This window comes from Opitutaceae bacterium TAV5, assembly GCA_000242935.3.
Taxonomy (GTDB): Bacteria; Verrucomicrobiota; Verrucomicrobiia; order Opitutales; family Opitutaceae; genus Geminisphaera.
The window spans coordinates 208,630-227,132 of record CP007053.1; the positions used below are offsets into that span (position 1 = coordinate 208,630).

Consider the following 18,503-nt stretch of genomic DNA (forward strand, 5'->3'; position numbering starts at 1 on the left):
TCCTTCAGCGCACCGGTGACAGGCTGGTCGTGAACGTCGCTTCGCGGACTCGCTCTTCCTTTTCAATGTAGAAACCTGCGCGGCTGGCAGGACGCGGCGTGTCCGGCGAATCGCTCTGGTAAACGGTGAACCGGCCGGCTGTCGCGAACCGCACCTGCATTCGCAGGCCGTCCGCAAATTCCATGACAAACTCGGCGCTCCCGTCAAAACGGGCCGCGCGGACGTTGCTCCAGTGGGCAAATGCCGCCGGGCGCTCTTTCGCAAACGCAGCAGACGAGACCGGCGCAAAGCTTTCCGGCAGCAGCACCTTGCCCTGCAGATGCAGCACAAGTCCCAGCGCAGCGCCGTTCGCATCCGTGTCTTTCAACGCGACCGTGACCTCGTCGATCAGTCGCTCTCCCTCAATCCGCAAGGTGCGGCGGGCGCGCGCGTCGGAACGGTAATCGGGCTGCTCCGCTGTCATTATGCCGCGATCGACATCGAACACTGTCAGTTCGCCCGGTCTCCACGGCTCCTGGCCGTTTCCGTTGATGAGAGGCACGTTGTGGTTGAGCCCCTTGGTGAAATACTCGCGGTGCAGCGGAGACGCATAACCCACCGTGCCCGGATCGTGAGTGACATCCACACCGTCGAACGACGCCGACCAGTTCAGCGCCTCCGCCTGCGCATGCGAACGCGCCAGTTGCCCATAGTGGAAAAACACCTGCCATGGACCCTTTTTCAGGAGAGCGAAACGGGAGCCGTCCATGCGCTGCGAGACGACCGGAGGAAAATCATCCTGCGGTTGTGGCGCAGGCGTCTCGCCCGCTTCCGACGTGGCACGGGCATCCTTGCCCGTGAGCGCTGCCTCTCCGTCTCCGCGTGGCGCGGGCTTTTTCTGCCAGACGCCCGCCTCTGCCCTGCCATCGGCAGAACTCTCCGCCCGATCCTCGGAAAGCGGGCGGGACGCCCGCGCCACACTGGCAACCGCCGCCGGCGGATCGACCAGTGTATCCCATGAGCGTACATCCGATGCCTGCGCCAGCCCGGCCGCGGTCGGCAGCACCCGGTAACCGTCGCGTATCCAGATCGAAGGTACGCGGGGTCGTCCGGTGGAGTCGGCCGGATTGGGCAGCGTATTGTCGGAAAAACGGATCGCGAGCGGAGCGAGCAACAGGTTTTGCACGATCGCCGCCTCGTCGCGCAACGCGTCGCGGTGGCCGAGCAGGCCGGCAAAGACGAGCAGCGGATGCACGGCATGCACGATGTAGTCGTTGTAACCCATCGACTGCTCGTACCAGAACCAGTCGCTGGTGACGCCGCGCTGCAACTGCGCACGCAGGCCGAACTCGCCGTCGATCTCGCGGCGCCACATTTCCTCGTCGCTGAAGAGCAACGCCACATGCGCCGCCGCCGAGCGGTGCCAGGTGGCGATGTTGTGAATCACCTGAAACGACCCGTCGAGCAACTCGACCTGCGGGCGGAAGAGGTTGTCCAGCCAGGATTGCCGGCGCGCCTCGTCGATCCGTCCGGCAAGCAGGCGCGCGGTGTCCACGAGGCGAATCAGCCAGATCGCTTCTTCCAGGCTCTGCCCACCCATGCGGGCGCCGTTTTTCAGCGACCAGCCGAGATAGTTGGCCGCGTAGAAATCGAGCTGCGCCGCCGCCCAGTCCGCATAACGCTCCTCGCCGGTGAGCCGCCAGAGCCGGGCCGCGGTGTTGGCCATGCCGATATGACGGCCGCGAAAGCCGTAAACCCAGCCACCCATGATGCCGGGCGTCACGCTCACGTCGTGGCCGGTGCGGCTTTTGATCGTCGGCGTCTGCTCTCCGGGAATCGCGTCGGTCCACTCGAGGAACGAACCGTCTTCCGGATCGACAAACGCGTGCCACCAGCCGGCGCGCCACTCCGCGCGGTCGCGATGGCGCGCGATCCACGCATCGGCTTTCGCCTTTTCGTCCGCCAGCCACGTCCGCCAGGCCGCGTCTTCGGTCACACGGCGTCGGGCTCCCTCCCAGTCCTCGCGTGGCACGCGATAGGGCGAGCCGTCGGGCTGCAATAGCTTGAATCCGGCAAACGCCTTTTCGGGCGACGGCTTCGGAAAGGCCGGCAGATCTTCGGCATTGGCCAGCCAGGTCGGCCTCGCCCGGTTCACCGCCGGCGCGATGTCGGCGGCGGACACCTCCCGCAGATCGAAATCGTCGAGCCAGGCGACGATTTGCGCCTGGTTGAATGAGTGGATGCGGATCGCCATCGATGCTGTTTTTTCCGGAGCGATGGCCGGCAGGACGCGCCGCGCCCAGCCTTCGCCCTGCGCCGGGATCAGCCGGTAAAATCGCTCCGGCGGCAACAGGCGTTTCCCGCCGTCGTCATAAAAAACCAGATACACTCCAAGTCCCTCGCCTTCCCGGGTGTTGCCCCAAAAACTCAATTCGTAACCGGCGCCCGGCCGCGCCGGGATTTTTTCCGAAAACAGGTCGCTGCCATCCGTCGTCGAGCGATCTTCCACGAGCAGGCCGAACCGACCGGTGCGGGCGGCGGCCGGCGATGCCTGGCTTCTGCCCTTGTCCGAAGCGTTCGCCTGCCAGCCCGTCAGCCCGTCCTCGAAACCCGGATTGGCCAGCAACGGGGACGCGGCGGTCCCGACGGGCTGCGCAAGAAGAACGGTAACCGGACAGAGAGACAGGATGAGGAGTGTGAGCAAAAACCGGAAGGCGCGGACGGGAGGCAGGGGAGATTTCATTTTTCGATAAACACGAGGACAACACGAAGAGGAAAGGCGAAGGAAACGAGCGGGGCCTGGCGTCAGGTCGCCGGGGACTTGCGCCGGCGGCGCGGAGCGGACTTGCCCGGAACGGCGGTGGAGCCGCGGACGAGCAGCCGGGGGCTGACGCGGATTTTTTGCTCGGCGCGTGCATGCTCCACCTGCGGCATCCGGATGCGGCGGATGGCCTGCTCCACGGCGAGCACACCCATCTGGTAAAAATCCTGCGCCGCCGTGGTCAGCGGCGGCGCGCTCGTAGCGCTGGCATCGATACCGTCGAATCCGGCAATCGAAAGTTCACCGGGCACGGAGATGCCTTGTGCCTGACAGAGCCGGAGCAGTTCGAGGGCGACAAAATCGTGACTGCAACAGATTGCCGTCGCACGGGGCGACTCCTCCCGAAACCGCGCGAACAGCGCGGCGAGCGCCTCATCGCTGTCACCGGCCGGCAATTCGTAAACGTGGTGCCGTGACTTCTGGCCGAACAGACGAAAGGCCGCGTAGTCGAAACCCTCGCGCCGCTGCACGAGGCTGTCGTGTGCAAGATGACGGGTGAAATAAGCGATGTCCCGGTGGCCAAGGTCGAAGAGATGCTGCACGAGCAGCCCCATGCCCTGCTGGTTGTCGATGCCCACGAAATCGAACGGGCCGAGATCGAGATCGTTGACCACCACCGGCACGCCCCGCGTCACGAATTGCCCGAGGATGTCGGCACAGTGGCTGTCGGCATGGGGCCAGATGACAATGCCCTGGTGACGCCCCTCGCTCCTCAGCAGCTCCAGAAGCTGTTCGCGTTGCTGGGTACCGTCGGTGGAAAGGAAGGGGATGAACCCCGCCTTCGCCGGTTCGCAGGTGTCGTGCGCGGCCTCGATGAGGTTGTGCGAGACGACCTTTTTCTGGCGCAGCGGGTGGGGGCAGAGCACCGCGATGGAAAGCGACGCCGTCTCGTCCGGCACCGGGATGGCCACATAGAGCTTGTAACCCTCGCGACGCAGCCGGCCTTCGGCGATCAGGCAGGCGAGGGCCTTGTTGACGGTAGGGCGACTGACGCCGATCGCCTCGGCGAAATCGCGCTCCGAGGGGAGACGGTCACCGGGCCGGAGCCCATGCGATTCGATATAGGCCAGCGCCTTGCTGGTCACCTGCTGGTATTTGAAAGGAGCGAGATCGGTCATGAGAGGGGGAAAGATCGAGGGAGAAGAGGCATTTCCGGTAAGCCAATTGGGCAAACCATTCTGCCCACGTCAAGGAACGGAAGGGGTTGCGGTGCTTTTTCTCAAGAAGAATAGCTTCATATTGGACAGCCGGATTTTTCAATTTTGAGGCATTTTCGTTTGAAAAAGCCGAAAATACCACGATTTATTTAATTTTGGTAAGTCAAATAACCGAATCCCCGCCCTCACATGCTTCGCCACACCGCACTCACCCTGACCCGTATCGGGCAACTGGCGCCCCGCCTGAAGGCGCTCGTTTATCCTGAGCGGGTGCCTCTCCGTCTGGAGGTCGCCGGACCGGTCGGGCGGATCACCCGCGAAGAAGCCGCCGGGCTGGTTTACCGGCCAGCCCGGATCGGCATGGTGCTGGAGCCTTACGGAAGCACTTTCTGGTTTCGCCTCGCCGGCGACGTCCCCGCCCGCTGGGAGGGGCGGCGGGTGGACCTGCTTTGGGCGAGCCATTCGGAAGCCACCCTCTGGCGGGACGGCCGCCCGGTGCAGGGCCTGAATTTCGAACCGGTGAGCACCACCTGCCTGCGCCCGGATGCGAAGCTCTGGGATCATGCGCCGGCCGGCGCTCCCCTCACGCTCGAGGTCGAGGTCGCCTGCAACCAGCTCAACGGCTACAACTGGCGGCAGACTCCCGGCTACAAGGACCGCTCCCCCTTCGTCGTCGAGCAGGCCGAGCTGGCCGTTTTCGATGCGGAGGCGTGGGAGTTTTACTTCGACTACCTCGTCCTTGCCGATCTCGTAAAACGCATCGACCCGAAGGCGGCGACCGCCTGGGGCGGCTATCTGCTCGCGGAACTCAACGCGGTGGTCAACGAGCTGCGTATCGATGATCGCACGACGTGGTCCGGTCCGCGCGCGCGACTCAAGGCGCTGCTCGCGCATCGCAACGGCACCTTCCAGCACGAGATCTCGGCGGTCGGGCACGGGCATATCGACACCGCGTGGTTGTGGACGCTGGCCGAGGCGCGGCGCAAGTGCGTGCGCACCTTCACCAGCGCGCTGGCCTACGCCGAGGATTATCCGGAATACCGGTTCGTCTGCTCGCAGGCGCAGCATTACGCCTGGATGAAGGAGCAGCATCCCGGTGTATACGAGCGGATCAGGGCCGCGGCGCGCGCGGGCACCTGGGTGGTGACCGGCGGCACCTGGGTGGAGCCGGACTGCAACCTGCCGTCGGGCGAATCGCTGGTGCGGCAGTTTTTGCACGGACAACGATTTTTCCAGAAAGAGTTCGGGCAGCGGTGCCGGGTATTCTGGAATCCGGACGTGTTCGGCTACAGCGGAGCGCTGCCGCAGATCATGCGCGGGGCGGGCATCGACTATTTCCTCACGCAGAAATTGTCGTGGAACCAGTTCAACAAGCCGCTCCACCACAATTTTTACTGGGAGGGCATCGACGGCAGCCGCGTGCTCACGCACTTCCCGCCAGGCGACAGCTACAACGCCATGTGGAACGGCAAGGGCTTTCCCCTGCTCGACGTGCTGCACAGCGCGGACAACTTCAAGGACCACGACCGCACCCGCGAGAGCCTGCTGGTTTACGGCTACGGCGACGGCGGCGGCGGCCCGACCCGCGAGATGCTGGAAGTGCTCCGGCGCGTGCGCGATCTCCAGGGCGTGCCGCGCGTGGAGCAACGGACACCGGAAACCTTTTTCCGGAGGCTGGAAAAAGACCTGCGTGACGCGCCCTCGGTCACCGGCGAACTGTATTTCGAGTATCACCGCGGCACCTACACGACGCAGGCGGCGATGAAGTGCAACAACCGCAAGGCGGAGTTCCTGCTGCGCGAGATCGAGATGCTCGCCGCCGTCGCACACCGCACGGCAAGCGCAGCGGACGCGGTGCCTGCAGTGAATGCCGACCGTGCGGCGGATGCGGCTCCGGCCTGGCGGTATCCGCAAACGGAGCTCGACCGCCTCTGGCGCGTGCTTCTGCTGAACCAGTTTCACGACATCATTCCCGGCTCGTCCATCCACGAGGTTTACGAGGAAGCAGCGGAGCAGTTCGCGGAATTCTTCGCTATGGCAGAACGCCTGAAAACGGAAGCGCTCTCCCGGATCGCAAGTAGCGCGGACACAAGTGGCGCGGGCGTCTCGCCCGCTTCCGTTTTGCACGGGCATCATGACCATGAAGTGGCACGAGCTTCCACCCCGTGTTCCGCGGACGTCCTGCCTCCTCCCGCCGCATGGCACGAGCTTCCAGCCCGTGAATTTGATGATGCGGGCATTCTTGCCCGTGATCGCAAAGAGGAATCATCTCCCCCCCTGAACGAAGCGGGCGGGACGCCCGCGCCACTCCGCCTCTTCAACCCCTGCGCCTGGGAACGCACCGCGCTTGTCGATCACCCTTCGCTTCGCTCCCCCGCCCTCGTCCGCCTGCCGGGGCTAGGTATTTTCCCCTGCAAACCGCAACGGTGGGAAGGCGTGCCGGTCACCATCAGCGCCGCGCCGGATGCCGGCGACAGTGAGGATCGCGCCGACTTCATCCTCGAAAACGGCCAGCTTCGCGCCGGTTTCACGCGCGGCGGCCAACTCGTCAGCCTCCGCGACAAGGTCAATCGCGATCGCCAGGTCATCACTCCCGACTCCCCGGCCAACCGCTTCGTCATCTACGAAGACCATCCGCACGACTACGACGCGTGGGAAGTGGACGCCTCGCATCTCGAAACCCGCGAGCCTCTCCCCGATGCAATCCGCGCGACGCCGTTCGCCGACGAAAGCGGCCTGCGCGCCGGCATCGAATTTGTCTTCGAGTTCGGAAAATCGACCCTGCGCGAACGCGTCACGCTCCAGGCCCACGACCGTCTCCTCCGCTGCGATTGTGTCGTCGACTGGCGCGAGCGTCACCGTTTTCTCAAGGTCGAGTTCCCCGTCCGTGTGCGGGCGCCCGAAGCGGCCTTCGAAATCCAGTTCGGCCATGTGAAGCGGCCCACCCACTTCAATACGTTGCACGACATCGCCCGCTTCGAGAGTTGCGCCCACAAGTGGTTCGATCTCAGCCAGCCCGATTACGGCGTCGCCGTCCTGAGCGAGTCCAAATATGGCTGCGCCGTCCACGGCTCGACCCTGCGCCTCTCCCTCCTGCGCGCCCCCACCTATCCCGACCCGGAAGCCGACCAGGGCGAACACCGGTTCGCCTTCGCGCTGTATCCGCATACCGGTGACCTCGTGGCCGGCGAGGTCGTCCGGCGCGCCTGGGAGTTCAACTGCCCGCCCACCGTCCTTTCCGCTGCTCCCGCCGCCGGCAATTTCGACGAAACTCTCGCCGGCCCTGCACCTGCCGCCGCCGCCTGGTTCGCGGTGGATTCGCCCCATCTCGTCATCGACACGATCAAGAAAGCCGAGGACAGCGAGGCCCTCATCGTGCGGCTTTACGAAGCGCACGGCACCGCCGGAGAGACCACACTGGCGAGTTCCCTTCCCTTTTCGCGCTGCACGCGGGTCAACCTGCTCGAAGACGAAACCGAACCCCCGTTCGCCTCGCCGGACGGCGCCGATCCGCATGCCGCCGGCGTCTCCTTTCCCTACCGCCCGTTCGAGATCATCTCGCTGAAGCTGGAATGATTTCAGACGCCCCCGGTCAAAACCTCCGATCGAAAAGCCAAAATCCCAATTTTGGTTTACCAAAATATAAAAAATATTTAGATTTTTAGCAAAAGTGCCCTTGACGAATCGATTTTTATCCAGAAACTTTGATTTATAGAAATTTTGGTAAATCAAATTACCTTTATTCAACATCCCCTGATTCGCCTGAGCCATTCCCCATTCTGCCATCCCCCTCCTCTGCCAGGGAGACGGCAGCCAATCTCAATCCCGCATAACCCATGAACTACCTCCCTTCATCCTGTTATCCGAGCCCCCGGCCCGCCAAAACCGGTCACGCCGGTCGAGCTTTCACGCTGATCGAGTTGCTGACGGTCATCGCGATCATCGGTATCCTCGCCGCGATCATCATCCCGACCGTCGGCAAGGTCAGGGAAACCGCGCGGGCCGCGCAGTGCCTGAGCAATATCCGGCAGATCGCCATGGCATTGAATCTGTATGCGGATGATAACAAGGATCTGTTCCCCACCACTGGAAACTCCGACTGGGTCAAACCTTCATCGGTCGCCAATCCACCCGGAATTTTCGATTACCTGAGACCCGGAACCACCTCTACCCAGTTCTGGAACTACTATTGGACGGCAAGTGTGCGCTTCAAAGGGACACCTCTTTGTTGCCCTGCCTTCGAATCACGTGATCCGGTACCCTACAGCTATGGACTGAATGAACTCCTCACGGAGCAGACTCCCGGCAAAAAAATCGGCAGCAGCAACTATGCATCCCGGGCCAAAATCTCAACCCCGTCCCAAGCCATGCTGGTCATCGAAGCCAACAAGCTGAACGTCAAGGTTCCCGGTAGTGGCAACGGAGAAGAGCCGGCCGTAACTCCACGCCACGGCAGTCAGCTCAACCTCGCCTACGTTGACGCCCACGTCGGCAAAATCAAATACGAGGACATCCCCACCTCTCCGACTAATATCTTCTGGTCCATCTACGGAAACTAGAGCGCTTCAAACAAGACCCTGATCTTCTCCGGGCCTGCGCCAGCGAAACGACGCACAAACGGCATTCGCAGGAGCTCCGCATACGGAGTTCCCGCTGACAGAGAATCGTCTCGCGATCCACGCCCCTTCTTTCCCCAAGCACCTGACACCATCCGCACTAACATCATGAAATCCCGACCAAACGTACCCATCATACTCGCCGCGAGCGGCATGCTCGCGTTCACCCTCGGTCTCACAGCCCAAACCACCACCTGGACTACGGTGCTCCACGACAGTTTCAGCCTCAACGGCACGACCCGCGTCGCCGGAGGAGACCCGCAAGGACTCGCTGTCGAAGAAGGTGCTGGCATGGTTTTTTGGCGCCGTAACGGTTCCACAGCATTTGGCCCTAACGGCGGCATTGTCGGTTATGACGGTGCCAATTACGGTGCAGGTGCTCCCCACCTGTCTATCGGTTATCCGACATCTCCCGGTGTCGGTCCTCATTTTGGACAATTCACCACGGGTCAACTCAAACTCACCGCATCAGTGACAATCGGGGACTTGGCCAGCCAAGGCTGGATCGGTATTTCCTTCCGGGGTAATCCTGATGCCGCGTGGTTCCCAAGTGATCCGGGTTTTTCCAACAACTCCAATCCTCTCTGGATTCGCATCGATGCCGACGGTTGGCTGACCGTCGATGGCACCTGGCTATCCTGGGAGGGCCGCCAGGCAGGCGACCCATTGCCCTCTGTCAAAGTCAGTGACATTGTCGACTCCGGCTTTACAACCCAAACCCCTGTGGAGATCGCAGTCTCCTACAATCTCGAAACATACGCTGTGGACGTTTATTTCAACGGCCAGAGTATCATGGCTAGCTACGGACTCTATACCAAGAACGCGAATGGAGATCCCGCTACCATGCTCATCATGAATGGTGCCGGTCTCTATATTCAGGGCAGCACCTCTGGAGGAGTCGTCCCCACCGTCAACACTCTCACCGTCGAGCATGGCGTCACAGCCGTCCCCGAACCGGGCACAGTTGCCCTGATCATCGGCCTGCTGGCCCTGCCCGGTGCGATGCTGCTGCGCATCCGCCGTCGGAAAAACCGCGCCTGACCTGATTCGCACACACCTCCCGGGCTCTGTCCGGTTTCCCCTCGTCCGCCCTCCTTGTGAGGATGCCTTGCAGGAGGGCGGATGTTTGTCACCCTCCCTCGCTACCGATCCCGCCCGCGCCTGCCATGCCCAGTAGTATTCATTTTTTAATTACAGCCTGCCTGCTGTTCGCCACCTCCGCGTTCGCGGCCGGCACACCGGACCAGCCTGTCGACAAGACACTCATCTCCGCCCACGCCAACCAGACGATCGGCCGCATCAATCACAACCTCGCCGGCGTCTCGCTCGGAGGCGGAGCGACCACTTACCTCAATCCCGTCTACACTCGCCCGCTCGCCGAAGCGGGCGTCCGTTACGTCCGCCTCGAAACCGTCACCGCCGATCACCGGAAACTCTACGATCCGGCCACGCGCACCTGGAACTGGTCTCAACTGGATGCCGAGATCGAAGCCATCCGGGCCGGCGGCGCCGACATCGTGGCCAACATCTTTTACACGCCCCGCTTCCTCGCGTTTCACGACGACGACCGGTATTTCTATTCTTACCCGAAAGATTACGCCGCCTGGGAGACCTGGGTGGAAGCCATTGTCCGCCACGTGAACATCGAAAAAAAGTATGGCATCCGGTACTGGGAGATCGGCAACGAGGCTTCCGGCGCGCACTTCTTCCGCGCCCCGATGCGCGATTTCTGGAAATATTACGAATCGTCGGCCCGGGCGGTGAAGCGGGCCGACCCCGCCGCGCTGGTTGGCGGCATTGCCGACAACCCGAATTACCCGGAGCTTTACGGCGATTTTTTCAACGCCGCCAAACGCTCCGGCACGCCGGTCGATTTTGTCAGCTTTCACTGGTACGCGAGTTGGGCGCGCAAAGGCGACACCTCGCCGGACCTGTATTTCCGGTTCGCCCGCTCCCTGAAGGAACTTTCCCGCCACCGGCTCGGTCGCGATGTGCCGCTCTTTCTCACCGAATGGAACTGCGTTGGCGAACGCCCCGCCGAACCCCGTGTGAAGGTCGGTGCCTACGTGGGTGCCGCCTTTTACTGGATGCAGGAGTCGCCGATCGACGCTGCCTTCCTCTTCCGCGTGCAACCCTACCGCGACACACTCGGCTCGCTCTACAACGCCAAAGGCGAAACGGGCATGGTCGGACGCATCTTCAGAATGTTTTCCGGATTGCCCGAAGAACGGATCAACCTTGTCACCGTCGCACCCGGCGTCACCGGACTGGCTGCCCGCTCCGGCAACGACCGGATCGCCATCCTGCTCGCCCGCTTCGATCCGGATCGGGGAAACGTGGTCGTGGACAACACCCTCGCCATCCCCGGCCACGGCCTCACCGGACGCTACCGCCTCACCCTGCACCTGGAAGACGCCGCCACCGCGGATACCTACGGGGAACGCCAACCGGTGGAGGACCGCGTTCTCACGCTCACCCCGGCCACACCGGTCCGCGTGAATCTGCAACTGTCCAACTACTCCGTCGCCTTTCTCCGGCTGGAAAAAGTCGACGGCAAATAGCCGCCTTCCTCCCCTCTCCGGTGGCTCGCTTCCCGTTCGCTCCGCTCACACCTCCCCGACGGGCGTGTGGTGATCGTGGTTACTCACGCCGCGTTTCCAGTGACCGGAAACCTCCATCCGCGACCGCTCGAAACCCCGTTCCCCGAGCAGATGCCGTGCGACCGCACGCGCCTCCGTCACCTCGCCGGCCACCCACGCGAAACCGCGCCCATCCGGAAACGGCAATCCCCGTACCGCCTCCGTCAGCGCCGCCGCCCGGCCCGCCGTGCCGGCTGCATCCGGCGGGCAAACGACCCACGTCACTCCGCTTGCCGCCGGTGCGCGCAACGCCTGCCGCTCGGCCTCGTCCGCCACCACGACTACCGCAAGGGCGCGCGTTGGCGGCGCAAATTCCTCCAGCCGTCGAGCGATGGCGGGCAAGGCCGTCTCGTCGCCGACAAGCAGATACCAGTCGAACACCTCCGCCATCACGTGCGAGCCGCGCGGTCCCCCGATTCCGACCACATCGCCCGGTTGGGCCCGCGCCGCCCATGCGGCCGCGATGCCACTTTCCCCGCCGCCCGCATCACCGGCGCCGCCGTGCAGAAAAAAATCGATGTCCAGCTCGCCCGCCGCTGCATCGTGACGCCGCAGCGTGTAATCACGCGCCACCGGCCGGCCTCCTTCCGCCGGCGGGGCGATCCGGCCCTCCGGCGTCACCACCGGCAACACCGGCAAGCGCGCTCCCGGAGCCGGAAAAAATACCTTCACATGGTCTTCCGGAGCCAGCGTCACCAGACCCTCGAGCTCCGGCCCCGCCAGCGTGATCCGTCGCACCCGCGGTGTCGGCGCCGCCACGCGCTTCACCCCAAGGCGCCGGATTTTCAGAGGATGCCTCACCAGCCGGACAATCGATTCGTCGGAATTCATGGGAGAGACAACGCCAGACATATTTTCCCCGCAGTGCAACGCCCGCCGCGCGCCCTTCGGGGAAAAACCATACGCAAGCCACCTCTACCCGCCGAAAAGTCACGACATCGTTGCGCCCGCCGCTCCGTTGCCGGATGATTGCGTAAGAATTTCGCCATGCCGACTGTCTCCGCCGCCTCCTCCGCTCCCGCCGCCTCGCCTGCCCACGCGCCTGTCCACACCATCGCTCCCGTGCTCACTCGCGGCGAACTCGCCCGTTACGCCCGCCAGCTTTCGCTCGCCGGATTCGGACCCGATGCCCAGGCCGCACTCAAGCGCGCCCGTGTCCTCGTCATCGGCGCGGGCGGGCTCGGCTGCCCCTCCCTGCTCTACCTCGCCGCCGCCGGCGTCGGCCATATCACGCTTCTCGATCCCGACCGCGTCGATACCTCCAACCTCCAGCGCCAGGTGCTCTTCACCACGGAAGATACCGGTCAGTCGAAAGCGACCGTCGCCGCCCGTCGGCTCCGCGCGCTCAATCCGCTCGTCTCCATCGACCCGCGCCCTGAACGCCTCACGCGCGACAACGCCCTCGCCCTCGTTGCCGCCCACGACCTCGTCATCGATGGCTCCGACAACTTCGCCACCCGCTATCTCGTCAACGACGCCTGTGTCATCGCGCAAAAACCCTTCGTCTATGGCGCGATTCAGGGATTTTCCGGTCAGGTCAGCGTATTCAATTTCAGGTCACAAGAAAGCGAGGCTTCCCCCGTCACCTACCGCTGCCTCTTTCCCGAACCACCCGCACCTGGCGAAGCGCCGTCCTGCGCTGAAGCCGGCGTGCTCGGCGTCCTGCCCGGCCTCGTCGGCACGCTCCAGGCCACCGAAGCCATAAAACTCATCACCGGCATCGGCCGGCCGCTCGCCGGCCGCCTGCTCCTCATCGATGCGCTCACGATGACCACCCAAACGCTCACCCTCACCGGCAATCCGCAAAATCAGTTGATCCGCGAGTTGCCGCCGGAAGATTTCGGACAAACGTGCGCCGTCATGCCCGACTCTACCGCTCTCAACGACGATCCCGACGAAATCACCGTCGACGCCCTTCGCCCGGCCGTTGCCGACGTCCAGCTCATCGACGTACGCGAAGACTGGGAACGCGCGCTCGCGGCCATCGAACCGGAGACCTCCGTGCACATCCCGCTCGGCCGGCTCGGCACGCCCGAGGCTGACGCCGCGCTGGCCGCGCTCGATCCCGAACAACCGACGGTGGTCTATTGTGCCGGCGGCGTCCGCAGCCTGAAGGCCTTGCCGGTTCTCCGCGGCCACCACGGCTTCACCGACATCCGGAGCCTGCGCGGCGGCATCAAGGTGTGGGGCCACGGCTAACCTTCAAAACAGAAGTCGCCCACGAAACACACGAAAGGACACGAAAAAAAACAGAAAAGTCAGGATTCTGATTTTCGTGTCCTTTCGTGGCCATCCCTCCCGGAAATCTATTCCAGATAAAGTCCTGCCGTCACCGCCGGCTTCGCGGAAAGCTTTTTCCACGAATCGGCGAACGAATCCTCGTCGTATCCGAAGAGCGGCGACACCTCGATGTCGAACGGCGGCAGCCCCGTCGCATCGGCCTCGACCGCCGCGCCGTTGGCCTTGAGCCAGCGGACAAACTGGCGGCGCTGATCCTCGGCGCACGTTTTTGGCGAATCGAGTCCTTCGGCATTTTTCACCGGCGAAAAGTCGTCCGCCCGGCGTGCCTCGATCACCACCGGGTTTTTCGCGAACGGCAGCGCGTCGAAGACAAACATCTCGAACTTCACACCGTTGGCTTTCTCCGGTTTCACAGGGGCGCCGGCGGCATCGACCGTCGGGATTTTTTTGTCGGCCCGGTGGAAGGGCAGCGCGTCGTCTCCGCGCGCCATCCGGCGGATGAAGCCGCGGTCGATCACGTGGATGGCGATGCTGCCTGCGATGTAGCGAAGCTGGCCGGTCGCCGGATCCGTTTCCTCCTGATAAGCCTTCGGCAAATCGGAGTATTCGATGACCACGAGCTTGCCGCCCTGCGTGCAGAAGTGGCCGACCTTTTCGCCCGCGTAGGCTTTCGGGATCATCTTGCTGCTCATCTCCGAGCCGCGCAGCAGGTGCCAGCCGATGAAGGCCGGATCGATGAAACGCACCAGCGGGTTGTCCACCTGGAAATAACTGAGGGCATCGATCCCCTCGCGTTCCATGAGATCGACCGCACCGCTGCGCTCCAGCGCACGCAGGGAACCGCCATGGCCGTCCGGCGACATGGCAATGGTGCTGGTGGTTTCGAGCAGGATTTTTCCGTCAAAATCCACCGCCGGCATCCGGCCCTGGCGGAAAAAATGCACGCGGGATTCGTCGAGCCCGAAGAAACGGTTTTCCCGGAAAAACCCCTCCGTGGCCGCGTGGTTGCTGTGGCTCGTCATGATGAACCAGTGCAGCGGACACCCGTAGCGGTTGCCCGCCGCGCGGAGTTTTTCGGCAAACACCTGGAAGAGGGATTTCTTGCGGACCGGCGTCACCGGGTACGTGCCCTTCGGCCCGTCGTAGCCGAGCCGCGTGCCTTGGCCGCCCGCCACGGTGAAGGCGGCTACCCGGCCCGCACGCAGGGCCTCCTCGCCGACGGTTTTGGCCTTCGCCCAGGCGGCGGCGTCACCGCCGTTTTCGGGCAACGGCTCGTAGGGAGCCGGTGCGATACCGTCGAGATTGACGCCCGCCGCGCCCGCGCCGGCCGCGACGAGCGTGCGGTTAAGGCGGTCGATTTCGGCGAGGTCGACCTCCTCCGCGTCGGCGATCAGCCGCTTTTGTTCGTCCGGGGAAAGACGGTCGTAGAACGCAAAAACGTGACCCTGACCTGTACGTTCGAAAGCCTCGATAACGGGATGTTTAGCCATGTCCTGTCGGTGGTTGTGATGATGGTGTGTCGGTAAAGCCGCAAAGGGAACCACCAGTGAAGCCGCCCGCCCCTCCGCCCGGCAACGCCTTTTTCCAGTCAATTACCAATCCCCGCTCCGAATCGGCCATAGGAATTTTAGGGACGGGTTAAAAATGACCTTGCAGAAAGAGGACAGGACCTGTTTCATCTGCGGATCATGCGAATGCGCCGGATCAAACTCGCCTCTGACTCCCACACCGCCATCTATCACTGCATCAGCCGCACCATCAACGGCGAGCACCTGCTCGACGCCGCTGCCAAGGAAGTTTTCCGCAAACAGATGTGGCAAATCGCCGATTACTGCGGTGTGGAAATCATCACCTACGCCATCCTCTCCAACCACTTCCATATTCTCATCCGCATTCCCCAAAAACAACCCGTCACCGACGCCGAACTCCTCCGCCGATACAAGGTTCTCTACCCCAAACCCACCCGCTACAAGGCCGCCTTCATCGAGGTCATCGCCAGCCACCTCGCCAACACCTCCGATCCCGCAATCATCAGGGAAGCCAATGCATGGCGCGTCCGGCAACTCGCCCTCATGGGCGACGTTTCCCCGTTCATGAAGCTCCTCAAGCAACGCTTCACCATCTGGTTCAACAAAACCCGCAACCGCTTCGGCCATCTCTGGTCCGACCGTTTCAAAAGCGTCCTCGTCGACTCCGGTGGTCGCGTCGCCGAAATCATGGCCGCCTACATCGACCTCAACCCCGTCCGGGCCGGCCTCGCGACCGATCCCGCCGAGTATCGTTTTTGCGGATACGCGGAAGCCGTCGCCGGCAACCCGCTCGCCCGCGCCGGCCTCCGCTCCGTCATCGAAGGCCGTGACTGGAAAGACACCCAGGCCGGCTACCGGCAAATGCTCTTCGGCAAAGGCGCCACCCCCCGGGAAGGACAGGGCGAAATCCCCGATGCAGACTTCCGGCGCGTCATGCACGAAAAGGGGCAGCTCCCCCTCCCTTCCCTCCTCCGTCACCGCATCCGCTATTTCACCGACGGTGCCGTCCTCGGCTCGCGCATCTTCGTCGCCGGCTACATCGCCGCGCACAAGCGCCGCGCCGGACTCCCTCGCCGCAAATCCCCGCATACCCTGCCACCCGTCACCGACTGGCACACCGACCTCTCCTCGCTGCATTCCCTCCGCCGCAATGCCTTCGGCTGATCCGCGCCGCTACGGCGGCCGACCCGATTTTCCGGCACGATACCCTCTCCCCTCTCCACTCCCGTTTCTACCCACACCTTTCCGCTCGCCCCGCGCTCCGGATTGGCGGAAGTTCTCCGTTCTTTTTCATGGTGCTGCCCGACATCCTTCCCGTCACGCCGTTCACCCGCCCCGCGCGGGGCGAGGTCACGCTGCCCGGCTCCAAAAGCCTCACCAACCGCGCCCTCCTCCTCGCCGCGCTTTGCGACGAGCCCGTCACGCTCACCGGCGCGCTCTTCAGCGAGGACACGCAACTCATGACCGAAGCCCTGCGCCGCCTCGGCTTCACCGTCGCCACCGACGAGGCGGCCGGCACTGCCCGGATCAGCGGGCAAGCCAACGCCTTCCGCGCCGCCGCGCCGATCGACCTCCATGTCGGCCTCGCCGGCACCGCCGCCCGCTTCCTCACCGCCCTGTGCGCCGCCGCGCCGCGCGGCATTTACCGGATCGACGGCATCCCGCAGATGCGCAAGCGCCCGATGCGCGGCCTCGTCGACGCCCTCCGCGCCCTCGGCGCCGACATCCGCTGCACCGGAGAAGAAGGGTTTTTCCCGCTGGAAATCCGCGCCCGCGGCCTGGGAGGCGGCGCCGTCACGATCGACGCCTCCGAAAGCAGCCAGATGCTCTCCGCCCTCCTCATGGTCGCGCCGCTCGCCGCCGCGCCGGTCGAGATCACCCTGGCCGGCGGAGTCCGCTGGCCCTTCGTGCAAATGACCGCCCGCCTCATGGAGCACTTCGGGCAACCCTCCCTGCAACGCTCCGGAGCAACCGAAAACCGCCTCACGCCCGCCAGTGGTCACCGTTACCGGCTCGATCCCGCCTCCGGTTCCACCTGGGCCATCGAACCCGACGCCACCGCCGCCAGCTACTTCATGGCGCTCCCGCTCGTCGTCGGCGGTGCGCTCACGCTCAACGCCCTGCGCGGCCCCGGCGGCGGCCTGCAAGGCGACACCCGGTTTGCCGAAATCATGGCACGCTGCGGCCTCCGCATCGCGGAAACCCCGCGCGGACTCGACGCGAGTTTTTCCCCCCTCCCCCCCCCCCGGCTCGGCGCAACGCCGCGGCATCACCGAAAACTTCCGCGAGTTCTCCGACACCTTTCTCACGCTCGCCGCCATCGCCCCGCTCCTCGACAGCCCCACGCGCATCAGCGGCATCGCCCACACGCGCAAGCAGGAAACCGACCGCGTCGCCGGCATGGCCCGCGAACTCGCCCGGCTCGGCCAGCATGTCACCGAAACGGAAGATGCCCTCGAAATCCGTCCCGACCTTGCCCGCCTTCGCCAGCTCACCGCCTCCGGTTCCGGCATCGAAATCGAAACTTACGGCGACCATCGTTTCGCCATGAGCTTCGGCATTCTTGGCTGTCACGATCTGCACGGCGACGGACGCCCCTGGCTCTCGATCAAAAACCCCGCCTGCTGCGCCAAAACGTTCCCGCACTTTTTTGAATTGCTGGAGACGCTGCGTCAAAAAACCTTCACCCAACTCTAACCGAATCCGATGGCCATTCCCGACACCACGAGCGCAACCGCCGCCTCCAGCACCCGCAACCGCTTCCTCATTGTCGCCATCGACGGCGGCGCCGCCTCCGGCAAATCCTCCACCTCGCGCGCGCTCGCCGAACGTTTCCATTTCATGCACGTCGACACCGGCTCGTTCTACCGCGCCGTCTCCGCCGCCCTCCTCCGGCAAGGCGTGAAGCCCGACGATCCCGCCGCCGTGCGCGACGCCCTGTCCTCGCTCACCTTCGGCACGCGCATCGACGGACGCTCCGCCCGCATCGAAATCGCCGGCGAAGTCCTCCCCGAGGGCGAAATCCGCGGCCCCGCCGTCAACGTCGCCGTCTCCCATTTCGCCGCCATTCCCGAACTCCGCTCCGCCCTCCTCGCCTACCAGCGCGGCCAGGCCGACGTCGCCCGCGCCCGCGGCTTCAACGGACTTGTCATGGAGGGCCGCGACATCGGATCGGTGATTTTTCCCGATGCCGACCTCCGGTTTTTCCTCCACGCCGATCCCGAGGAACGCGCCCGCCGCCGGGCCCGCGAAGGCGTGCAGGACGCCGTCGCCGAACGCGACCGCCTCGACACCACGCGCAAGACCGCACCCCTCGCCTGCCCCGCCGGCGCCGCCGACATCGACTCCACCCACCTCACCCTGGAGCAGGTCGTGGACATGATCGCTGATGCGATCACCAAAAAAGCCGAAACACTGAAAAACTGATACAAAACCGCCCGCGCGCACACGCAACCAGCCGCAAGCCCGACCTGTCATACCACCCGAATCCGCCTTTCAGCTTTTCAGTTTTTCAGTTTTTC

12 protein-coding genes and 1 pseudogene are annotated in these 18,503 nt (G+C 64.1%); 8 read left to right on the top strand and 5 right to left on the bottom strand.

Going from position 1 to position 18,503, the window contains the following annotated elements:
- Positions 1-4 precede the first annotated feature (4 nt).
- Together OPIT5_01430 and OPIT5_01435 are read right to left on the bottom strand one after the other, a co-directional pair.
- Positions 5-2,722 carry a heparinase gene (locus tag OPIT5_01430; GenBank protein ID AHF89122.1) on the bottom strand — a complete coding sequence of 906 codons (2,718 nt, stop codon included), beginning with the start codon at positions 2,720-2,722 and terminating at the stop codon, positions 5-7.
- A 62-nt stretch (positions 2,723-2,784) separates the two neighbouring features.
- On the bottom strand, positions 2,785-3,918 hold the full coding sequence (locus OPIT5_01435) for a hypothetical protein (GenBank protein ID AHF93958.1): 1,134 nt from the start codon (positions 3,916-3,918) through the stop codon (positions 2,785-2,787).
- A 228-nt stretch (positions 3,919-4,146) separates the two neighbouring features.
- Between OPIT5_01435 and OPIT5_01440 the strand changes: the two genes are divergently transcribed.
- Positions 4,147-7,533 carry a hypothetical protein gene (locus tag OPIT5_01440; protein ID AHF93959.1) on the top strand — a complete coding sequence of 1,129 codons (3,387 nt, stop codon included), beginning with the start codon at positions 4,147-4,149 and terminating at the stop codon, positions 7,531-7,533.
- Between the two features lie 260 nt (positions 7,534-7,793).
- The gene (locus OPIT5_01445) at positions 7,794-8,516 is read left to right on the top strand and encodes an N-terminal cleavage protein (protein ID AHF89123.1); all 723 of its coding nucleotides are present in this window, start codon (positions 7,794-7,796) and stop codon (positions 8,514-8,516) included.
- Here the strand turns inward: OPIT5_01445 and OPIT5_01450 are convergent.
- Positions 8,513-8,683, bottom strand: coding sequence for a hypothetical protein (locus tag OPIT5_01450; protein AHF93960.1), 171 nt, complete (start codon positions 8,681-8,683; stop codon positions 8,513-8,515). The two genes, OPIT5_01445 and OPIT5_01450, sit on opposite strands and share 4 nt — an antisense overlap.
- On the opposite strand from OPIT5_01450, the gene OPIT5_01455 reads away from it, so the two are divergent.
- Both OPIT5_01455 and OPIT5_01460 read left to right on the top strand, forming a co-directional pair.
- Positions 8,682-9,614: a hypothetical protein gene (locus OPIT5_01455; GenBank protein AHF93961.1), complete on the top strand. Its 933-nt coding sequence runs from the start codon at positions 8,682-8,684 to the stop codon at positions 9,612-9,614. The two genes, OPIT5_01450 and OPIT5_01455, sit on opposite strands and share 2 nt — an antisense overlap.
- A gap of 125 nt (positions 9,615-9,739) precedes the next feature.
- On the top strand, positions 9,740-11,134 hold the full coding sequence (locus tag OPIT5_01460; GenBank protein AHF93962.1) for a hypothetical protein: 1,395 nt from the start codon (positions 9,740-9,742) through the stop codon (positions 11,132-11,134).
- A 45-nt stretch (positions 11,135-11,179) separates the two neighbouring features.
- Here the strand turns inward: OPIT5_01460 and OPIT5_01465 are convergent, their stop codons facing one another.
- On the bottom strand, positions 11,180-12,043 hold the full coding sequence (locus tag OPIT5_01465) for an FAD-binding protein (GenBank protein ID AHF89124.1): 864 nt from the start codon (positions 12,041-12,043) through the stop codon (positions 11,180-11,182).
- Between the two features lie 156 nt (positions 12,044-12,199).
- On the opposite strand from OPIT5_01465, the gene OPIT5_01470 reads away from it, so the two are divergent.
- Positions 12,200-13,411, top strand: coding sequence for a UBA/THIF-type NAD/FAD binding protein (locus OPIT5_01470; GenBank protein ID AHF89125.1), 1,212 nt, complete (start codon positions 12,200-12,202; stop codon positions 13,409-13,411).
- A gap of 107 nt (positions 13,412-13,518) precedes the next feature.
- On the opposite strand, the gene OPIT5_01475 is transcribed toward OPIT5_01470, so the two are convergent.
- Complete coding sequence (locus OPIT5_01475) at positions 13,519-14,943, bottom strand: 2-alkenal reductase (GenBank protein AHF89126.1); 1,425 nt, start codon at positions 14,941-14,943, stop codon at positions 13,519-13,521.
- Positions 14,944-15,141: 198 nt separating this feature from the next.
- On the opposite strand from OPIT5_01475, the gene OPIT5_01480 reads away from it, so the two are divergent.
- From OPIT5_01480 to OPIT5_01490, 3 genes and pseudogenes are all read left to right on the top strand, one after another.
- Complete coding sequence (locus OPIT5_01480) at positions 15,142-16,146, top strand: transposase IS200 (protein ID AHF89127.1); 1,005 nt, start codon at positions 15,142-15,144, stop codon at positions 16,144-16,146.
- Between the two features lie 134 nt (positions 16,147-16,280).
- A pseudogene (locus OPIT5_01485) lies at positions 16,281-17,679 on the top strand (3-phosphoshikimate 1-carboxyvinyltransferase).
- Between the two features lie 9 nt (positions 17,680-17,688).
- Positions 17,689-18,408: a cytidylate kinase gene (locus OPIT5_01490; GenBank protein ID AHF89128.1), complete on the top strand. Its 720-nt coding sequence runs from the start codon at positions 17,689-17,691 to the stop codon at positions 18,406-18,408.
- The last annotated feature ends 95 nt before the right edge of the window (positions 18,409-18,503 follow it).